The sequence below is a fragment of the Sphingomonas sp. S2-65 genome, assembly GCF_021513175.1.
Classification (GTDB): Bacteria; Pseudomonadota; Alphaproteobacteria; order Sphingomonadales; family Sphingomonadaceae; genus Sphingomonas.
Genome location: NZ_CP090953.1, coordinates 175065 through 192848, shown reverse-complemented (window position 1 = coordinate 192848; position 17784 = coordinate 175065). Strand labels below are relative to the sequence as shown.

Sequence of the window (17784 nt, the reverse complement as noted above, 5' to 3'; positions counted from 1 at the left end):
GCAAATATGCGCCTGTGTCATGGGCGCAGGAGCGTTAATTCCGCGTTAGCCGCGACATGCGGCACGATCGGCGCGGGACGGATCAGCTCGCTTTGGCAAGATCGCCGCGCTCGTATCGGGCGGAGATCATGCGGGTCGCCCGGTCGGTCGCGGTGCGGGTGTCGTTGGCCAGCTTCTTCACTTCGCTCGCCACCACCGCGAAGCCGCGGCCCGTCTCGCCCGCCCGCGCCGCTTCGATCGTCGCGTTCAGCGCCAGCAGGTTGGTCTGCGCGGCGATGCTGCCGATCGTCGTGACGATCGTCTCCAGCTCGCCCATCGTTCCCTGCAATGTTTCGCGCTGCGTCTCCAATTCGTGCTGCAACGCTTCGCTCTCGCGGAGCCTGGTCTGGATTTCCTGCTCCAGCAGCACCTGGTTCGTCACGTCGCTGGCGATCTTTACGATCTTGTGCGGCCGCCCGTCGGCATCCAGGATCGGAGTATAGGTGGCGCGTATCCACACCTCGCCGCCGTCCGCTCCCATGCGACGATAGCGTCCGCTGTGGAATTCGCCGCGCTCCAGCCGGTCCCAGAACGCCCGATAGGCGTCCGATGCCGCCACGTCCCTCGGGCACAGTTTCGCGTGATGCTGCCCGACCAGCTCGGCCAGGCTATAGCCGAATGCCGCCAGGAAATGGTCGTTGGCGTGCAGGATCCGGCCACTCAGGTCGAATTCGGCAACGGCCTGGCTGCGGTCGATCGCGTTGACTTGGCCCTCCGCCTCGGCGGCACGCGCCCTGGCATCGGTGATGTCCATCGCGAACTTGACGATGCGGCAGGGCTTGCCGTCGGGGTCCAGGATCGGGTTGTAGGTCGCCTGCAACCATAGGTCGCGGCCATCCTTCGCGCGGCGCTTGTACACGCCGGCGTCGAACGCGCCCGTCCCCAGCTTGTCCCAGAACGCCTTGTATTCGGCCGACGCGGCAAGATCCGCCGCGCAGAACATCCGATGGTGCCGGCCGATTACCTCATCCAGCCGGTACCCCGTCGCATCCAGGAAGTTGGCATTGGCGTGCAGCACCGTGCCGTCCAGGCCGAATTCGATAACCGCCTGGCTGCGGTCCATGGCGACCGTGCGCGCTTCGAAATCAGCCTCGCGCAGCTTGGCGGCGGTCACGTCGGTGGCGAACTTCACCACCTTGAGCGGTCGGCCCTCGGGGTCCAGCACCGGCGTGTAGGTCGCCTGCAGCCACACGTCCCGGCCATCCTTGGCGCGCCGCTTGTAGACACCGGCGTCATGCGCGCCGCTCGCCAGCTTGTTCCAGAATGCGGCATAGTCGGCGCTATCCGCCTCCCCCGCGACGCTGAACATCCGGTGATGCTGCCCCAGCACCTCGTCGCGCGCATATCCCATCATCGACAGGAAATTGCCGTTGGCGTCCAGGACGGTCCCGTCCAGCGCGAACTCGATGGTCGCCTGGCTGCGGTCGACCGCGCTGGAGATCGCCTTCAACTCGGCGGTCCGCATCCGGTCGGCGGTCACGTCGGTCGCCAGTTCGGTGATGCGCACCGGGCGGCCGTCGGGATCCAGCACGGGGCTGTAGCTCGCCTGCAGCCAGATCTCGCGGCCGTCGCGCGCCAGCCGCTTGTACACGCCGCTCTCGGCGCGGCCCTCGCGAAGCTTCGTCCACAAGGCGCGGTAGGCATCGCCCTCCAGCACTTCGGCGGTGCAGAACATCCGGTGATGCCTGCCGATCACTTCGCCGCGGGTATAGCCGGTCAGCGTCAGGAACCTGGCATTGGCCTCGACGATCGTGCCGTTCAGGTCGAACTCGACTACGGCCTGGCTGCGGTCGACCGCCGCCAGCTTCGCATTCGCCTCGGCCTCGGCGTGCTTCACGGCCGTCACGTCGCTCGCGATCGTCAGGATGCGCTCGGGCCGGCCGTCGCGGCCGAAGATCGGGTTGTAGGTGGCGTTCAGCCACACGACCCGCCCATCCGAAGCGATCCGGCGATAGGTGCCGGATTCGACTCCGCCGCCGATCAGCCGCTCGCAGAAGCGCGCATAGTCCGCGCTCCCGGCTTCTTCGCGACTGCAAAGGATGCGATGATCCTGGCCGCGGATCTCGTCCAGCGTATAGCCCATCGCGTCGAGCATGGGCTGGTTGGCCCACAGGATGATGCCATCCAGGTCCAGCTCTGCGACCAGATTGGATCGTACCACTGCCGCCCAGGCTGAATCCGACGTGCTGCGCCGGCGCTCCTCGCGCAGCGTCCTCGTCCGCGCCGCCCATGTCGATATTCCCAGGATCGCCAGGGTGGCGAGCGTGACCAGCAGCGCCATGCCTTTCGCCTGGATCGCCAACCCGGGGGATCCGATTTCGGAGGACGGGATGACCCGCGCCGCCGATACGCCGGTGAAGTGGAGCAGCAGGATGGCCAGCGTCAGCAGCGCAGCCGCGCCGCAGGCCGAACGCCACCCCCTGCCGGTGAGCGCAAGGCTGACGGCCGGGATCACTGGTGCGATCGCGAACGCGATCGAGGCGAGCACGGGGGCCGGTGCGAATGCGAACGCGCCTGCGAACTGCATCGCCTGCATCCCGGTATAGTGCATCGCGGCGATGCCGCCGCCGATCACCGCTGCGCCCAGTGGCAAACGCCAGCGCTCGCCGCGCGTGACCGCGATGTGGATACCCAGCGTGACCATGACGACCGCCACCGCCAGCGACAGCGTCGTCAACACGACCTGATAGCCGGTGACGATACCCGGATCGAAACCGAGCATCGCGAGGAAGTGGGTGGCCCAGATGCCGGTGCCGGTCGCGACGCCGGCTGCCAGGGTCGCGGTACGCCGGTGACGCCCGGCCAGGGTCGGTAGCTGGCGCAGCAAAGAGACCGCCGTCGCTGCCGACGCGATGCAGATCAGGCCGGCAAGAAGCACCAGCCGGAAGTCATGCTGATCGCGCAGGCAATAGAAGATCGCGAACACCCAGGGTCCCTTGTCGTGGACCCACAGCCTAGCGGCGGACGGTTAACGCTCTGTAAGGCTTGCCCTCGGGACGGACCCGGAAACGTTTCCGAAATCGTAGCGATGCAGTTTCTTGATGGAAGTGGTCGGCGCGGCCTCAGACGACGCTGAAGCTGGCTCCGAACAGCAGCACGTCGGATTCCGGCGGGCTCACTTGCAGCACGCCGCCGCCCTGGGTCGCCAGCGCATGCGCCAGATAGGCCGCCGCCGCGCGCGGCGTGATCGGCAGGTCGTCATTGCCGCCGGCCAGGGCGCTGCGCAGCTCGGGATCCAGCACGATCCGCGGACCGTCGGCCCGCACCACGATCTCCATGTTCCCCTCGGCGATCTCCGCGCCGATATCCAGCTGGCCGCCGCGGATCAGGGCGTCGCCGCCGATCAGCGCCAGGTTCAACAGCACCTTGATCGCCTGCTTGGGCAGAACCGGGTCCTCGACCATCCAGCCGATCTTGACTCTGTGGTTGTCGCCGAACAGCCCCTCGATGGCGGCTTGCGCTTCGCGGGTGTCGACGGTTTCGCCGAACCCGCCGGCGGCGCCGAACGCCAGGCGAAAGAATTTCAGCTTGTTGGCCGATGCTTTCGCACTCTCGCTCAGCAGCTCCAGGCAGCGCGCGCGCATTTCTGGATCATGCTCGTCGGCCAGCAGCTCCAGCCCATTGTTGAGTGCGCCCACCGGGCTGAGCAGGTCGTGGCAGAGCCTGGAGCAAAGCAGGCTCGCGAAATCGGTTGGGCTGATGTTCAAAGGATCTCGGCTCCGGCTGTCCCCAGCGGCTTCTTTGGCGCAGCGGCGACGAAGCTGCAAGCTGCGCACGCTGGGGACATCGCCGTCACCTCAGACCGCTCGGCGGCCGGAGAAGAGCTGGATCAGGCCGACGATGATCGCGATCACCAGCAGGATGTGAATAAGGCCCCCGGCGACGTGAAAGGCCAGGAAACCCAACGCCCAGAGTACGAGCAGAATGACGGCAAGAGTCCAAAGCATGGTAAGCGCTCCATGTGGAAAGGAGCTACGCAAACGTGTTGCGCCTCCGGAACGTTCCCGCTGCCCTTTCCCTTCAGTCGATTTCGATTGGCACTTCCTCGAACCGGCCATGCAGGCCGGCTTTTCCGGCTTGCCACAGCCGAAACTCGGAACCCAGGATCAGCCACAATTTGCCGTCCGGCTGTGCCATTGCCCCATCCGTGCGCGACGGCGTCGGGTCGCCGCTCGGGTGCGAATGCCAGTATCCGATCAGCGCCGCGCCCCCCGTCCGCTCGGCCCGCAACGCCGCGAACAATGTCGCGGGATCGATTTCGAACCGCCGTTCGGGCTGTTCCGCGACGTTTCGCGCGGGGGTCCAGCCATCGATCTGCGCGGTTGTTCCGAACAGCAAACCGCAAGCTTCCTCGGGCGCAACGATCGCGGATTCTTGCCGGATCGCGTCGAGCAGAGACCTTGAAATCCTACACCCCATTCCCAAATTGTTAACACAATGAACCGGGGGGTTTCCATCATCGAGGCGCGTATTTCGGAGGGTGCGCATGGCTGGCGCCTCGATCGGGCGCTTGCCGAAGCCGTGCCGATCCTGTCGCGCGAACGGCTGAAGGTGCTGATCTCCTCCGGCGCGGTGACCGGCCCCGATGGCCTTGCCCGCGACCCTGCCCGAAAGGCGGCTGCCGGCAGCCTGTTCAGCGTTGCCGTGCCCGAGCCCGAGCCCGCGCATAACGAAGCGCAGGACATCGCCTTGAACGTCGTGTTCGAGGATGAGCATCTGATCGTGATCGACAAGCAGGCGGGCCTGGTGGTGCATCCCGCCGCGGGCAATCTCGACGGCACGCTGGTCAACGCCCTGCTCCACCATTGCGCCGGGCAATTGTCTGGCATCGGCGGGGTGGCGCGGCCCGGCATCGTCCACCGCATCGACAAGGATACCTCGGGGCTGATGGTCGCCGCCAAGACCGACCGCGCCCATGAAGGTCTGGCGCGCCAGTTCAAGGTCCACTCGATCGACCGCCGCTACAAGGCCATTGTCGCGGGCCGTCCGTCAACTTCGGGCGGAACCGTCCACGCCAACCTCGCCCGCTCGTCGGTAAACCGCAAGAAAATGGCCGTGGTCCCCTCGGGACAGGGCAAGCACGCAACCACCCATTGGCGGCACCTTCACCAACTTCGGGAAGCCGCCCTCGTCGAATGCCGTTTGGAGACCGGAAGGACCCACCAGGTCCGCGTTCACATGACCTCGATCGGCCACCCGCTACTCGGCGACCCGGTTTATGGCAGCACCCGACCAGCGCACCGCGGCGTCCTCGCAACGCTGGGTTTCCAGCGCCAGGCCTTGCATGCCGCACATCTGGGGTTCATTCACCCGGTGAAAAGCCACGCTTTGGCGTTTGAAAGCGAAATGCCTGCCGACATGCAGGAACTGTTCAACAAACTCATCGTATGAGTTCCTGGCCCGCCGCTCCCAGGGCTGGCGGGCCATCTGAAGGGAGAATGTGATCATGGCTAGCGGCAGCAACGTCCCAGCGACGATTCCCGCTCTCGGCGGTGAGGCGAGCCTCAATCGCTATCTGGCCGAGATCAAGAAGTTTCCGATTCTCACTCCTGAGAAGGAGTATATGCTCGCCAAGCGTTTCCAGGAGCATGGCGACACCGACGCCGCGGCGCAGCTGGTAACCTCGCACCTGCGCCTCGTGGCGAAGATCGCCATGGGCTATCGCGGCTATGGCTTGCCGGTTTCCGAGCTGATCTCGGAGGGCAATATCGGCCTGATGCAGGGCGTGAAGAAATTCGAGCCCGATCGCGGCTTCCGCCTGGCAACCTATGCCATGTGGTGGATCCGCGCCTCGATCCAGGAATTCATCCTGCGTTCCTGGTCGCTGGTGAAGATGGGCACCACTGCGGCGCAGAAGAAGCTGTTCTTCAACCTGCGCCGGATGAAGGCCAAGCTCGACGCGTTCGAGGACGGCGATCTCAGCCCCGAGCACCTCGCCAAGATCGCAACCGATCTTGGGGTGACCGAGGAAGAAGTCACCTCGATGAACCGCCGCATGGCGATGGGCGGCGACACGTCGCTCAACGTGCCGATGCGCGAGGATGGCGACGGCCAGTGGCAGGACTGGTTGCAGGATGATAGCCAGCTTCAGGACGAGACCGTCGCAGAGGCGCAGGAGGCCGATGTCCGGCACACGATGCTGCAGGAGGCGCTCGGCGATCTCAACGAGCGCGAGAAGCACATCCTGACCGAGCGTCGTCTGACCGACGATCCCAAGACGCTCGAAGAGCTCAGCCAGGTCTATGGCGTCTCGCGCGAGCGCGTGCGCCAGATCGAGGTTCGCGCTTTCGAGAAACTGCAAAAGGCGATGATGCGGCTGGCCGGTGAGAAGCGGCTGCTCGCCGCGCATTGATCTTTGATTGGACAGCCGGCTGTCGGCTGTTAGCGTGCCCCTCGGTTTTCAGCCGGGGGGCATTTTCGTATGTGGCGTTGGATCAAGGTACCGAAGGCAATCGCACTGTTGGCGTTCCTCCTGCCGTGGATGAGCGTTTCCTGTTCAAACAACCAACTGGTGTCGGCTACCGGATTCGGCCTCACGATCGGCAAGTTCACCTCCCAGCTTCCCGGCAACCGAACACCGTCGGGCGGGGACTGGAACCTGTTGCTCGTGGTCGCGATCGCCGCGATCGTCGCCGGGCTGATCATCGCGTTCCTTCGGCGGGACAAGACCAGCGCAGCATTGTCCTTCGGGACAAGCGCGACCGCGCTGCTGTTCCTGTGGCTCGGTACGTCCCGCTACACCAAGAGCGCACTGCTCGAGCAGGCTGCGAAGAGCCGCGGAACCAGCGAGATTGAGCAAGCGGCCGCCGCGATGATCAACGTGCACTGGCACTATGGCTTCTGGTTGGCGGTTGCAGCGCTGGTCATCGCGGGCGCGATGGCTGCGCTGGTGTACAGCGGCAGGGATGCCGACTTCGCCGGACCTGCGAGTAGACCCGCATCTTGAGTTGCCCCTGGAGCGCCGATCCGGCAAGCGACCGCAATGAACGACGAGGGTGAAGGCAAGCCGGCGCGCCGCGCTGCAACCGGCAAGGAAAGGAAGCACCGCTCGCGGCTTCGGCGTGTGGCGGTGATGCTGGTCAAGCTGGTGTTGATCTTCGTCCTGGGATCGCTGCTCCTCGTGACGCTGTTTCGCTTCGTCAATCCGCCGATCACATTCACCATGCTGGGCGACCTCGTAGGCGGCCATGGCGTGCGCAAGCAGTGGATGTCGATCGGGCGCATCGATCGTACGATGCCGCGCGCAGTGATCGCCGCGGAAGATGCCCGCTTCTGCCAGCATCACGGCTTCGACTTCGATGCGATCGAGGCGGCCTATCGCCGCAACCAGAGCGGCCGGCGAATTCGCGGCGGATCGACGATCAGTCAGCAGACCGCGAAGAACGTCTTCCTGTGGCAGGGCGGCGGCTACGCCCGAAAAGGCTTGGAAGCCTGGTTCACCGTCCTGATCGAGAACCTTTGGAGCAAGCGCCGCATCATGGAGGTTTATCTGAACGTTGCCGAGACCGGCATCGGCACCTACGGCGTGAACGCAGGATCGTTACGCTACTTCAAGCATGATGCGTCGCGCCTGAACGCCCGTGAAGCGGCGCAGATCGCCGCCGTTCTTCCCTTGCCGAAGAAGCGGGCGGGCGTTGCGCCGCGGGGCTATACCCGCCGGTACAGCAATGCCATCACCGCCCGGATCGGCGTGGTCCGCAACGACGGGCTCGACGCCTGTCTGCGGTGAGGCGGGCCCGCGATCATCCTTCCGGACGATCGCGGGCCGTCCATGTCAGTTCGGCTTGGTCGCGTCCTTCGCCGCGTCGCCTACGTCCTTGGCAGCATCGCTGACGCTGCCGGCGGCGCTGGTGATCGCGTCGGTCTTCGCCGCTTCGCGGTTGTTCTGGTTGATCAGGTACAGCGCGCCGATCACGACCAGGATCAGCACTGCCAGTCCGATAAGCAATCCAGCGCCGCTGCCACGGCGTTCGACCACGACAGTGCCGCCAGTGTCCGTTTCGGTAACCCGCTCGGCAGTCACACCGTCGGTACGCTCGACAATCCGATCAACCATGAACTTTCCTCCTCTGTGTTCTTGTCCGTACGAACCGAACGAAGCGGAGGATTGTTCCTGATGTAGATCAGAATGGCAGCTTGAAGCCCGGCGGCAGTGGAAGACCGCTGGTCATCTTGCTCATGGCTTCCTGCGACTGCGCGTCCGCCTTGGCCCGCGCATCGTTGAACGCCGCCGCAAGCAGATCCTCCAGCATCCCCTTTTCAGACGGGTTCAGCAGCGAATCGTCGATGTCGATCCCGATGATCCGGCCCTTGGCCGACGCGCGCACCTTGACCAGACCACCGCCAGACGCGCCCTCGACTTCGATCGTGTCGAGATTTTCCTGCGCCTTGCTAAGTTCGGCCTGGACGTTCTGCGCCATGGCCATGATGTCTTCGAGGCTCTTCATCCGTGATTACTCCGTACGTTGCTCCAGCCGACAAGCTCGACTTCGGGAAAGGCGTCGCGCGCTGCGCGCACCAGCGGCGAGTCGAGCACCGCGTTACGCTCCGCTTCTTCGTTGGCGGCCTGTTCTTCGCGCAGCGTCATCGCCGTCACGCCGTCAACGCACCGCAGCCGCCAATTGGTGCCGGTAGTGTCGCGCAGCGCGGCGCCGAGTTCCTTGAGGAAGTCGATCGGCAGCGTGCGCGCGGCGCCGAACTCTACGTCCGAGCCATCGAACTTCACCGGGCGCAGATAATCTCGCACCTGCTGCGCCAACTGATAGCGCTTATTCTCTTCCAGATGCGCCGCCAGCGCGGCCATGCTTGCGGGGAGGGCCGAGGTCGGGGCCGCCGCCTGCGCGGGAGCAGGCGCCGCTGTGAACGCGGGCGCTGTAACCGCACCTGCTGCGATCTGCCGTGCCAGTTCACCGGGATCGGGAAGCTGCGAGGCATGGATCACCCGCAGCAGCGCCATCTCGCATGCTTCGATCGGCAATACCGCCTTGGCGACTTCGTCATGCCCGCGCAGCAGCAACTGCCACAGGCGATGCAGCGCCGGGAACGACAGGCTGACCGCCCAATCCTGCAGCGCCGAAAGCTCTTCCGCCGACTGCGCGGCAGTCGGCGTGCTGTTTAGCTTCGCCAGCGTGATGCCGTGCACCGTCTCCAGCAGCGTCTTCAGCACCGCCTGCGGATCGACGCCCAGATCATATTGGCCCCGCAACGCCGCCAGCGCCCCCGGCGCATCCGCTTCCAGCAACAGCCCGAACAATGCGCGCATCGCGCCGCGATCGGAAAGGCCCAGCATCTGCCGTACGGCATCGGTGCGCACCCCCTCGCCTTCCAGTCCGGCATGGGCGATCGCCTGGTCGAGGATCGACAGCCCGTCGCGCGCCGACCCTTCGGCAGCGCGGGCGATCAGCGCCAGCGCTTCGGGTTCGGCCTGAACCTCCTCGGCCGCGACCACCCTGGCGAAATGTTCGGCAAGCGTCTCGGCGGGGATGCGGCGCAGGTCGAAGCGCTGGCATCGGGAGAGTACGGTAACCGGCACCTTGTTCACTTCGGTGGTGGCGAACAGGAACTTCACGTGCGCCGGCGGTTCCTCGAGCGTCTTCAACAGTCCGTTGAACGCCGCCTTGGACAGCATGTGTACTTCGTCGATGATGTAGATCTTGTAGCGCGCGGAAACGGCCGAATAGCGCGACGCCTCGATGATCTCGCGGATATCGTCGATGCCGGTGTGCGAGGCCGCGTCCATTTCGATGACGTCGATATGACGCCCATCGGCAATCGCCCGACAGGGTTCGCAGACACCACAAGGGTCGATCGTCGGCCCGCCTGCACCGTCCGGGCCGATGCAGTTCAACGCCTTGGCGATCAGCCGCGCGGTGGAGGTCTTGCCCACCCCGCGCACGCCGGTGAGAAGGAAGGCATGTGCCAGCCGCCCTCGCTTAATCGCATTCCCCAGCGTCTGGACCATCGCGTCCTGGCCGATCAACTGGCTGAACGTCTGCGGCCGGTATTTGCGTGCGAGGACGCGATACGCCTCTTGCCGCGGCTGGGGCGGTTCGTCGAGGCCAAGGAAGGATTCGGACATCGCGGTCTATGTAGGACGCGCGCGGCGTTTTGTCGAAGGATCAGCGGAGATGCCGGGGCGCATCCACTCGCCGGCGAGGTATCCTCCTGCCTGGGAAGGAACGGTCGCACACGCCATCGGGTTCATGGTAAAACCGCGAGCCGACGCTCTCGTGCGATCGTACTTCGAGTTCCCATGCGTGCGGGCGCCTCTATCTGTGCTTCATCTGATCGGTGCGCTGGAGCTTGAGCTCTGCCAGACCCAGATGCTCGTCACCCGCGGACATGATGTCGACGCTGGGCTGAGGTGGGAGCCGGAACGACCCGATACGAAATCGTTGCGGCTGCTTCCTTCCGGACCTGACCGGGTTGGCGACGGTACCGTCCGCCCGACTCCCGCGGCGCATATGGGCGAAGCTGGCGCGGGAGGCAAGAGGCCGCGCGGGTCGATTACCGGCGATGCATGTCGCGGTGGCCGCCCGGCATCTGCACGGTCAGGCCGTAGAGTTCGGGCCGGAGCATGATCTGGCAGGCGAGGCGGCTGGTGCGGACTGCGCCCATCGCCAGATCGAGCATGTCCTCCTCTTCTTCGCTCGCGGGAACCAGGCGGCCGAAATCTTCCGGCGCAACGATGACGTGACAGGTCGAGCACGCCATCTGCCCCTCGCACGTTCCTTCCAGCGGCTGCCCGGCATTCTGCGCCACCTCGAGCAGCCGCTCGCCCTCCGCACCCTGTACGCGCTGGATCCTGGTGCCGTCGGCACTGACGAACCGCACCTCGATCATGCGGCGATCCGCTGCGACCGGGCCGCGGCATCGATACGGGACAAGGCAGCCTCCAGTTCTTCGAACGTCGTGTAGCGGCCAAACCCCAGCCGGATACTGGAGCGCGCCTCCGCATCGGACAGCCCGATCGCCCGCAACACATGGCTAGGGCGGCCCGACCCGCTGGCACAGGCCGAGCCCGCCGAAAAAGCGATGTCGCGCAGGTCCGACATCAGTCGTGCGACGTCCAGCCCGGGAAAGCGCAAGTTCAAATTGCCGGGGTAACGATGCTCGACCGAGCCGTTGACGATCCAACCGGGCAGCCGATCGCGCGCGGTGGCGGGCAGCGCCGCGACATGATCCTCGTCCGACTGGAACCTTCCCTTCGCAAGCACGGCGGCGGCACCGAAGCCGGCGCACAGCGCGGGCGAAAGCGTACCCGAGCGGCCCGCGGCTTCCTGGCCGCCACCATGCATCAGCGGCTCGATCTGGACACCGTTGCGCACCCACAGCGCGCCGATCCCCTTGGGCCCGTGGATCTTGTGCGCCGAGATGGCGACGAGGTCACACTCTGCGGGAACGGAAATACGCCCATATCCCTGCACCGCGTCGCACAGCATTAGCGCGCCCGCATCATGTGCCAGCCCGGCAAGCGCGGGGATCGGTTGGACCACGCCGATTTCGTTGTTCACCAGCATGGCGGCCACCAGCCCCGTTCCCGGGCGGATAGCGGCGCGTGCGGCTTCCAGGTCGACGATACCGTCGGGACCGACCGGCAGCACGCTAACTTCCCTGCCCCGCCGCGCTTCCGCCGCGACGGTGTCCAGCACGGCGGCATGTTCGGTCGCCAGCGTGACAATGGGCCCGGCGGTCCCCTTGATCGCCCAGTTCAGCGCCTCGGTAGCGCCGCTGGTGAAGCTGAGCGTGCCGTTCGCGGGAAGAAGCGCCGCGACCTGCTGACGCGCGACTTCCACCCCCGCCTTGGCGGCACGTCCGGGCGCATGCGCCGAGTGCGGGTTGGCGTGGGCGTTCTGAAGCCAGGGCAGCATCGCCTGCAGCGCTTCGGGCGCGAGCGGCGTCGTAGCCTGATAGTCGAGGTAGATCATGCGGCGCGCGCTCGCGCTTCGGCAGCGATGGTACACCAAAGATCGGCGAAGCGCTCGACCTCCGCCTCGTTGGTGGTGCGGCCGAAACTCACTCGGATCACTTCGCGCAGTTCCGGCTCCTGCCAGCCCATCGCGGTCAGCACATGGCTTGGCCGCATGCTGCCCGACGAGCAGGCACTCCCTGCCGACACGGCAATGCCGGCCAGATCGAAGCGGATCAGCTGCGCGGCCGCCGAAACGCCCGGCATCCGATAGGCGCCGATGAGCGGGCTGCGTGGGGTATCGGCGGCGACGATCTCGGCACCCGCCGCAGTGATGCGCGCATCGAGGTGCCGGCGGAGGCTCGCCGGGACGGCCATATCCTCGGCAACTTCCAGCGCCGCGGCATAGCCGAGCACCCCCGGCAGGTTCTCGGTACCGGGGCGATACCCCTTTTCCTGGCCACCGGTCGGCAGCAGCAGCGCGAAGTCACGAACCAGCAGGCCGCCGACGCCGGGAGGCCCGCCACGCTTGTGCGCCGACACTGCGACCAGGTCGGCATGGCGCAGCACCGCAGCATCGGCGCGGGCCGGCATCTGGGCTGCATCGACCAGCAGCACCCCGCCGGCATCGTGCACGATTTCGGCAATGACTTCGACCCGCTGCCGCACGCCTGTCTCGCTGTTCGCCCATTGGATGCAGACCAGCGTCCGCCCGCCGCCGGCCAGCGCGGCAGCGAGCGCGTCGAGGCGCACGATGCCCTGCGCGTCGACCGGCAACACCCCCGCGTCTTCCGAGTATCGCAGCACGGCGTCATGCTCGACTGCGGTGATCAGCCTCCGATCGACCACCGAACGGGTCAGCGCGATGTGAAGCGACTCGCTGGCGCCGCCGGTCAGCACCAGCTCGTGGGCCCAGCCATAGGCGGCGGCGATCCGCGCGCGTGCCGCCTCGAGCTGCGCACGCGCCGCCCGCCCGTCGGCGTGGGGCGAAGATGGGTTCGCCCAGCCCATCATTCCCGCCTGCACGGCAGCGATCGCCTCAGGCAGCATCGGCGTGGTCGCGGCGTGGTCCAGATAGATGCGATCAGGCAATTCGGGTTCCATTTGCGCAAAAGGGCGCGGCGCTTATATAGCGCGCAAACTCCCGCGCTGCACTGCGCGTCTCCAGATCAGAAGGGTCCTTGCGTTGCCCGAAGTCATTTTCCCCGGCCCCGAAGGTCGCCTCGAAGGCCGTTTCGCTCCCGCTCCGCGTCCGCGCGCGCCCGTGGCGATGATCCTCCACCCGCATCCCAATGCGGGCGGCACGATGAACAACCGCATCGTCCAGGAGCTCTACAAGACCTTCCAGCGCCGCGGCTTCGCCACCCTGCGCTTCAATTTCCGCGGCGTGGGCAAGAGCCAGGGCACGTTCGACAACGGCATCGGCGAGCTGTCCGACGCCGCCAGCGCGCTCGACTGGGTGCAGAGCTTCCACCCCGAAGCCCAGACCACCTGGGTCGCCGGCTTCGGCTTCGGCGCCTGGATTGGCATGCAGCTGCTGATGCGCCGTCCAGAAATCCGCGGCTTCATCTCGGTGGCGCCTCCAGCGAACATGTTCGACTTCACCTTCCTCGCGCCGTGCCCCTCGTCGGGCATCATCATCCAGGGCGAGAATGACGAAGTCGTCACGCCGGGCGCCGTGCAGAAGCTGGTCGACAAGCTGCGCACCCAGAAGCACATCACGATCGAGCACGACACCATCCCCGGCGCGAACCATTTCTTCGAGCATGAGATGGAGCAGCTGATGGGTTCGGTGGACCGCTATCTCGACATGCGGCTCGACCCCAACTCGCCGATCAAGTGACCCGTGGCGCCTCCCCCATGGCGAGGGGGAGGCCGTCAGATCGACCAGATCAGCAGGTTGCCGAGCAGCACCAGCGCGGCGACCAGCATCAGCACGCCGCGCGTGCGGTCGGCCTTGAGCGTGCGGATGCCGCCCCATATCAGCGCGAACATCGCCAGCACCGCAACGCTCATCAGGATGGGCCCCAGCGACGGGTCGAGCATCACAGCCACCACCACAGGAGCGCGCCGGCCACCAGCCCGATGCAGGCGAACAGCGTGATGAACCGCATGTCCTGGCGGTAGATCGCGAACAGCACCGCGTAGAGGACATAGCCGAGCACGCGCGTGGCCGCACTCAACACATTGGCCAGCACTGCGCCCATCGGAGTCGCTTTCATGCGGCACCCCTAACACGCGCGCATAGTCGGCGGGATCGGCATTTCCACCCGACAGGATCACCAGCAGCCCGGGCTCCACGTCGACTTTGCCGGCAAGCAGCGCCGCCAGCGCCACCGCACCGCCGGGCTCCAGCACGATGCGCAGCCTGGCCGCGGCCCAGCGCTGCGCGTCCCGCACCTCGGCCTCGCTGACCGCCACCCCGGTAGCCCCACGCCTTGCCAGCACATCGAAGGTGAGCGGCGACACCAGCTTGGTCTGCAGCGCATCGCATGCCGTCGCGGGCGGATGCTCGCCCACCGGCACGATCCGGCCCGCCTCCAGGCTGTGCCGCATGTCGTCCCAGCCCTCCGGCTCGACCACCGTCACCGCTGCGTCCGGAAGCGCCAGCGCGATGCCCGCGGCAAGCCCGCCCCCTCCGCACGGGATCACCACCCGCGACGGATCGGGCAACCTGGCTTCGACCATCTGGGTCATCGCCTCGATCCCGGCGCTGCCTTGGCCCTCGATGATCCAGGGATCGTCGAAGCTCGGCACCAGCGTAGCGCCGCGCGCATGCGCCAGCTGCGCGGCGATCTCCTCGCGGCTCTCGCGGGCCCGGTCATACCGCACCACCTCCGCCCCCAATGCCAGGGTCGCATCCAGCTTCACCTTGGGCGCGTCGGACGGCATCACGATGATCGCCGGCATGCCCAGCTTCTGCGCGGCCCAGGCGACCCCTTGCGCATGATTGCCCGAAGAAAAGGCGACCACTCCCTTCTCGCGTGCTCCGGCATCCAGCGCCGTCAGCCTGTGCCAGGCGCCGCGGATTTTGAAGGCACCCACGGGCTGCAGCGATTCCGCCTTGAACGCCACCGGCACACCCTGGAAATTCGCTGTCAGCAAAGGCGTTTGCGGCAGAATGGCGGCGACTTTCGCGGCAGCGTCGCGTACCCCCGCTCGCGTGGGCTGTCGCAAAATCGTCACATCTCACCCCCGTCGGACAAATCGCAGTCCGAATCGCTTTACATGCGGGGACCTCGCCCCTAAATGCCGCCTTCCGCTGCCCCATGGGACTTCCAACCGCAAGGCAGCTGTTTCGTCAATGTTTGCCGCAAGGCATTTGGAGGTCCCTTGAATTGCACCAGCATCCTCGCGCGCTGGGGTTAGCGCCCCTCTCGACCGCCCGTGCCGCCGTTCTCGGTGGGGGCATCGACATCGCTAAGCGACGACCGGTGGATCCGGTTACGATCGTTCGTCCCCACGCTGCGGCGCGGGCCGCCCGCTTCTTCGTCGAGAAGTTTCCGGGCCGCTCGATGTACGCGGTGAAGGCGAATCCGTCGCCCGACCTGCTCCAGATCCTCTGGGACAACGGTATCACGCATTACGACACCGCCTCGATCGCCGAGGTGCGTCTCGTCAAGGCGACGCTGCCGGACGCGACCTGCTGCTTCATGCACCCGGTCAAGTCGGAAGAGGCGATCGCCGAAGCCTATTTCCAGCATGGCGTGCGGACCTTCTCGCTCGACAGCCTGGAAGAGCTCGACAAGATCGTGCGTGCTACCGGTGGCGCCACCGACCTCACGCTCTGCGTGCGGCTGCGCGTCTCGTCCGAGTTCGCGAAGCTCAGCCTGGGCTCGAAGTTCGGCGTCGGCCACACGGAAGCCAGGGAATTGCTGGTCGCGACCCGTCAGGTGGCGGACGCGCTCGGCATCTGCTTCCACGTCGGCAGCCAGACCATGTCGCCGGACGCCTATTCGAACGCGATGGAGCGCGTCCGCGCAGCGATCGTCGATGCGGCGGTTACCGTCGACGTGATCGATGTCGGCGGTGGCTTTCCCTCGGCCTATCCGGGCATGACCCCGCCGCCGCTGGAGCGTTTCTTCGAGACGATCCACCGCGCGTTCGAAAGCCTGCCGATCAGCTATTCGGCCGAATTGTGGGCCGAGCCCGGCCGGTCGCTGTGTGCGGAATATTCTTCCGTAGTGGTGCGCGTCGAGCGTCGCCGCGGCAACGAGCTGTACATCAACGACGGCGCCTATGGCACGCTGTTCGACGCCGCGCATATCGGCTGGAAGTATCCGGTGCAGTTGCTGCGTGAGCCGGACTCGGACGCGCGCGACATGGACTTCAGCTTCTGGGGTCCGACCTGCGACGATCTCGATTTCATGGCTGGCCCGTTCCCGCTCCCTGCGGACACGAACACCGGCGATTATTTCGAGATCGGCATGCTCGGCGCCTATGGCGCGGCAATGCGCACTGCCTTTAACGGCTTCGGCTCGGGCGAGACGGTGGTCGCAGGCGATGAGCCCATGTTGTCGGTGTACCGCGAGGATGAAGCGCTCGAAACGCGCCGCTCGACCAACGTCGTAAAGCTGTAACGCCAACAACTTACACTATATAGGTTTCCTCCTCCCGCCCCGGCGGGAGGAGGTTCTACGGGTTTCCGCGTCCCCATATAACGACGGCGGGTTCTGGATAGCCAAAGGGCAACCATGACCGACACCCTCACCAAGACCGCCGCGGCAAACGGCCCGATCAACGACACCCGCAAGGCAGAGCTGCTGTCGAAGGAAGTGAAGCACGTCGACATCAAGTCGTTCGACGCGCGCCCGATCATCGATGCGATGTCGGACATGAGCTTCACCAGCCGTGACCTCGGCCGCGCCACCGGCATCTACAACCAGATGCTGGCCGATCCCGACTGCACCGTCTGCCTGGTGATCGCAGGCTCGACGTCGGCCGGCGGCTGCATGGACCTCTATGCCGAGCTGGTGCGCAACAACATGGTCGACTGCATCGTCGCCACCGGCGCGACCATTGTCGACATGGATTTCTTCGAAGGGCTCGGCCACAAGCACTATCAGGCGCTGGAAATCCCCGACGACGACACGCTGCGCTCGCTCTACATCGACCGGATCTACGACACCTATATCGACGAGGAAGCGCTCCAGAACGTCGACCACACGATCTTCGAGATTGCGGAATCGCTGGAGCCCAAGGCCTATTCGAGCCGTGCGTTCATCCGCGAGATGGGCAAGTATCTCGTCGAGCACGGCAAGAAGGAGAACAGCCTCGTCAAGCTCGCTTACGAGCATGACGTGCCGATCTTCTGCCCGGCCTTCGTCGACAGCTCGGCCGGCTTCGGGCTGGTCAAGCACCAGGTCGACGCGGCAAAGGAAGGCCGTCCGTATCTGATGATCGACGCAGTCGCGGACTTCCGCGAGCTCACGCAGATCAAGATCGAGGCGGGCACCACCGGCCTGCTGATGATCGGCGGCGGCGTGCCGAAGAACTTCATCCAGGACACGGTCGTCTGCGCCGAGATCCTGGGCCATGAGGACGTCGCAGTGCACAAGTACGCGGTACAGATCACCGTCGCCGACGTGCGCGACGGCGCCTGCTCGTCCTCGACGCTGCAGGAAGCTGCGAGCTGGGGCAAGGTCAACACCGGCATCGAGCAGATGGTGTTCGCCGAAGCGGGCAGCGTGATGCCGCTGCTGGCATCGGACGCCTATCACCGCGGCCACTGGAAGGACCGCGCCAAGCGTGGTTGGGCCAAGCTGTTCAGGTAAGCCGGCATTTACGGCGAGCTATCGGAGGGGCCGTGCGCAAGCGCGGCCCCTTTTCGTTGGCTC

At 65.9% G+C, this 17784-nt stretch carries 17 protein-coding genes, 1 other RNA gene and 1 pseudogene; 7 read left to right on the top strand and 12 right to left on the bottom strand.

The features are described from left to right. Positions 1-82 precede the first annotated feature (82 nt). The 4 genes from LZ586_RS01015 to LZ586_RS01000 form a co-directional block, all read right to left on the bottom strand. Positions 83-2965, bottom strand: coding sequence for a PAS domain S-box protein (locus LZ586_RS01015; protein WP_319938031.1), 2883 nt, complete (start codon positions 2963-2965; stop codon positions 83-85). 136 nt (positions 2966-3101) lie between these two features. Continuing rightward, positions 3102-3746 carry a histidine phosphotransferase family protein gene (locus LZ586_RS01010; RefSeq protein WP_235077857.1) on the bottom strand — a complete coding sequence of 215 codons (645 nt, stop codon included), beginning with the start codon at positions 3744-3746 and terminating at the stop codon, positions 3102-3104. 90 nt (positions 3747-3836) lie between these two features. Next, positions 3837-3986, bottom strand: coding sequence for a lmo0937 family membrane protein (locus LZ586_RS01005; protein WP_235077856.1), 150 nt, complete (start codon positions 3984-3986; stop codon positions 3837-3839). Positions 3987-4059: 73 nt separating this feature from the next. Further along, positions 4060-4458 (bottom strand): M67 family metallopeptidase, encoded by a 399-nt coding sequence (locus LZ586_RS01000; protein ID WP_235077855.1) that lies wholly within the window; start codon positions 4456-4458, stop codon positions 4060-4062. Between the two features lie 18 nt (positions 4459-4476). On the opposite strand from LZ586_RS01000, the gene LZ586_RS00995 reads away from it, so the two are divergent. From LZ586_RS00995 to mtgA, 4 genes are all read left to right on the top strand, one after another. Further along, positions 4477-5430 (top strand): RluA family pseudouridine synthase, encoded by a 954-nt coding sequence (locus LZ586_RS00995; RefSeq protein ID WP_235077854.1) that lies wholly within the window; start codon positions 4477-4479, stop codon positions 5428-5430. Between the two features lie 55 nt (positions 5431-5485). After that, positions 5486-6391 carry an RNA polymerase sigma factor RpoH gene (gene rpoH / locus LZ586_RS00990; RefSeq protein ID WP_235077853.1) on the top strand — a complete coding sequence of 302 codons (906 nt, stop codon included), beginning with the start codon at positions 5486-5488 and terminating at the stop codon, positions 6389-6391. A 159-nt stretch (positions 6392-6550) separates the two neighbouring features. After that, the gene (locus LZ586_RS00985) at positions 6551-6985 is read left to right on the top strand and encodes a hypothetical protein (RefSeq protein WP_235077852.1); all 435 of its coding nucleotides are present in this window, start codon (positions 6551-6553) and stop codon (positions 6983-6985) included. 36 nt (positions 6986-7021) lie between these two features. Further along, positions 7022-7768 (top strand): monofunctional biosynthetic peptidoglycan transglycosylase, encoded by a 747-nt coding sequence (gene mtgA / locus LZ586_RS00980; protein WP_413777306.1) that lies wholly within the window; start codon positions 7022-7024, stop codon positions 7766-7768. Positions 7769-7813: 45 nt separating this feature from the next. Here the strand turns inward: mtgA and LZ586_RS00975 are convergent, their stop codons facing one another. The 7 genes from LZ586_RS00975 to LZ586_RS00945 form a co-directional block, all read right to left on the bottom strand. Continuing rightward, positions 7814-8095 (bottom strand): hypothetical protein, encoded by a 282-nt coding sequence (locus tag LZ586_RS00975; RefSeq protein ID WP_235077851.1) that lies wholly within the window; start codon positions 8093-8095, stop codon positions 7814-7816. Between the two features lie 67 nt (positions 8096-8162). Then, the gene (locus LZ586_RS00970; protein WP_235077850.1) at positions 8163-8486 is read right to left on the bottom strand and encodes a YbaB/EbfC family nucleoid-associated protein; all 324 of its coding nucleotides are present in this window, start codon (positions 8484-8486) and stop codon (positions 8163-8165) included. Beyond that, complete coding sequence (locus tag LZ586_RS00965) at positions 8483-10117, bottom strand: DNA polymerase III subunit gamma/tau (protein WP_235077849.1); 1635 nt, start codon at positions 10115-10117, stop codon at positions 8483-8485. Before LZ586_RS00965 ends, LZ586_RS00970 begins: the two co-directional genes overlap by 4 nt. Positions 10118-10398: 281 nt before the next feature. Continuing rightward, positions 10399-10496: signal recognition particle sRNA small type (ffs, locus tag LZ586_RS00960), an RNA gene on the bottom strand. Positions 10497-10545: 49 nt separating this feature from the next. Then, the gene (locus LZ586_RS00955) at positions 10546-10881 is read right to left on the bottom strand and encodes a 2Fe-2S iron-sulfur cluster-binding protein (RefSeq protein ID WP_235077848.1); all 336 of its coding nucleotides are present in this window, start codon (positions 10879-10881) and stop codon (positions 10546-10548) included. Next, the gene (locus tag LZ586_RS00950; protein ID WP_235077847.1) at positions 10878-11966 is read right to left on the bottom strand and encodes a cysteine desulfurase family protein; all 1089 of its coding nucleotides are present in this window, start codon (positions 11964-11966) and stop codon (positions 10878-10880) included. The genes LZ586_RS00955 and LZ586_RS00950 overlap by 4 nt, the downstream gene beginning before the upstream one ends. Next, positions 11963-13039 carry a cysteine desulfurase family protein gene (locus tag LZ586_RS00945; RefSeq protein ID WP_235077846.1) on the bottom strand — a complete coding sequence of 359 codons (1077 nt, stop codon included), beginning with the start codon at positions 13037-13039 and terminating at the stop codon, positions 11963-11965. Before LZ586_RS00945 ends, LZ586_RS00950 begins: the two co-directional genes overlap by 4 nt. A 94-nt stretch (positions 13040-13133) precedes the next feature. On the opposite strand from LZ586_RS00945, the gene LZ586_RS00940 reads away from it, so the two are divergent. Further along, on the top strand, positions 13134-13790 hold the full coding sequence (locus LZ586_RS00940; protein ID WP_235077845.1) for an alpha/beta hydrolase: 657 nt from the start codon (positions 13134-13136) through the stop codon (positions 13788-13790). A 389-nt stretch (positions 13791-14179) separates the two neighbouring features. On the opposite strand, the pseudogene LZ586_RS00935 reads toward LZ586_RS00940, so the two are convergent. Then, a pseudogene (locus LZ586_RS00935) lies at positions 14180-15133 on the bottom strand (threonine/serine dehydratase); the annotation flags it as partial. Positions 15134-15285: 152 nt separating this feature from the next. Here LZ586_RS00935 and LZ586_RS00930 point away from each other — a divergent pair. Then, positions 15286-16527: a type III PLP-dependent enzyme gene (locus LZ586_RS00930; protein WP_235077844.1), complete on the top strand. Its 1242-nt coding sequence runs from the start codon at positions 15286-15288 to the stop codon at positions 16525-16527. A 114-nt stretch (positions 16528-16641) separates the two neighbouring features. Beyond that, on the top strand, positions 16642-17721 hold the full coding sequence (locus LZ586_RS00925) for a 1,9-bis(guanidino)-5-aza-nonane synthase (protein WP_235077843.1): 1080 nt from the start codon (positions 16642-16644) through the stop codon (positions 17719-17721). The last annotated feature ends 63 nt before the right edge of the window (positions 17722-17784 follow it).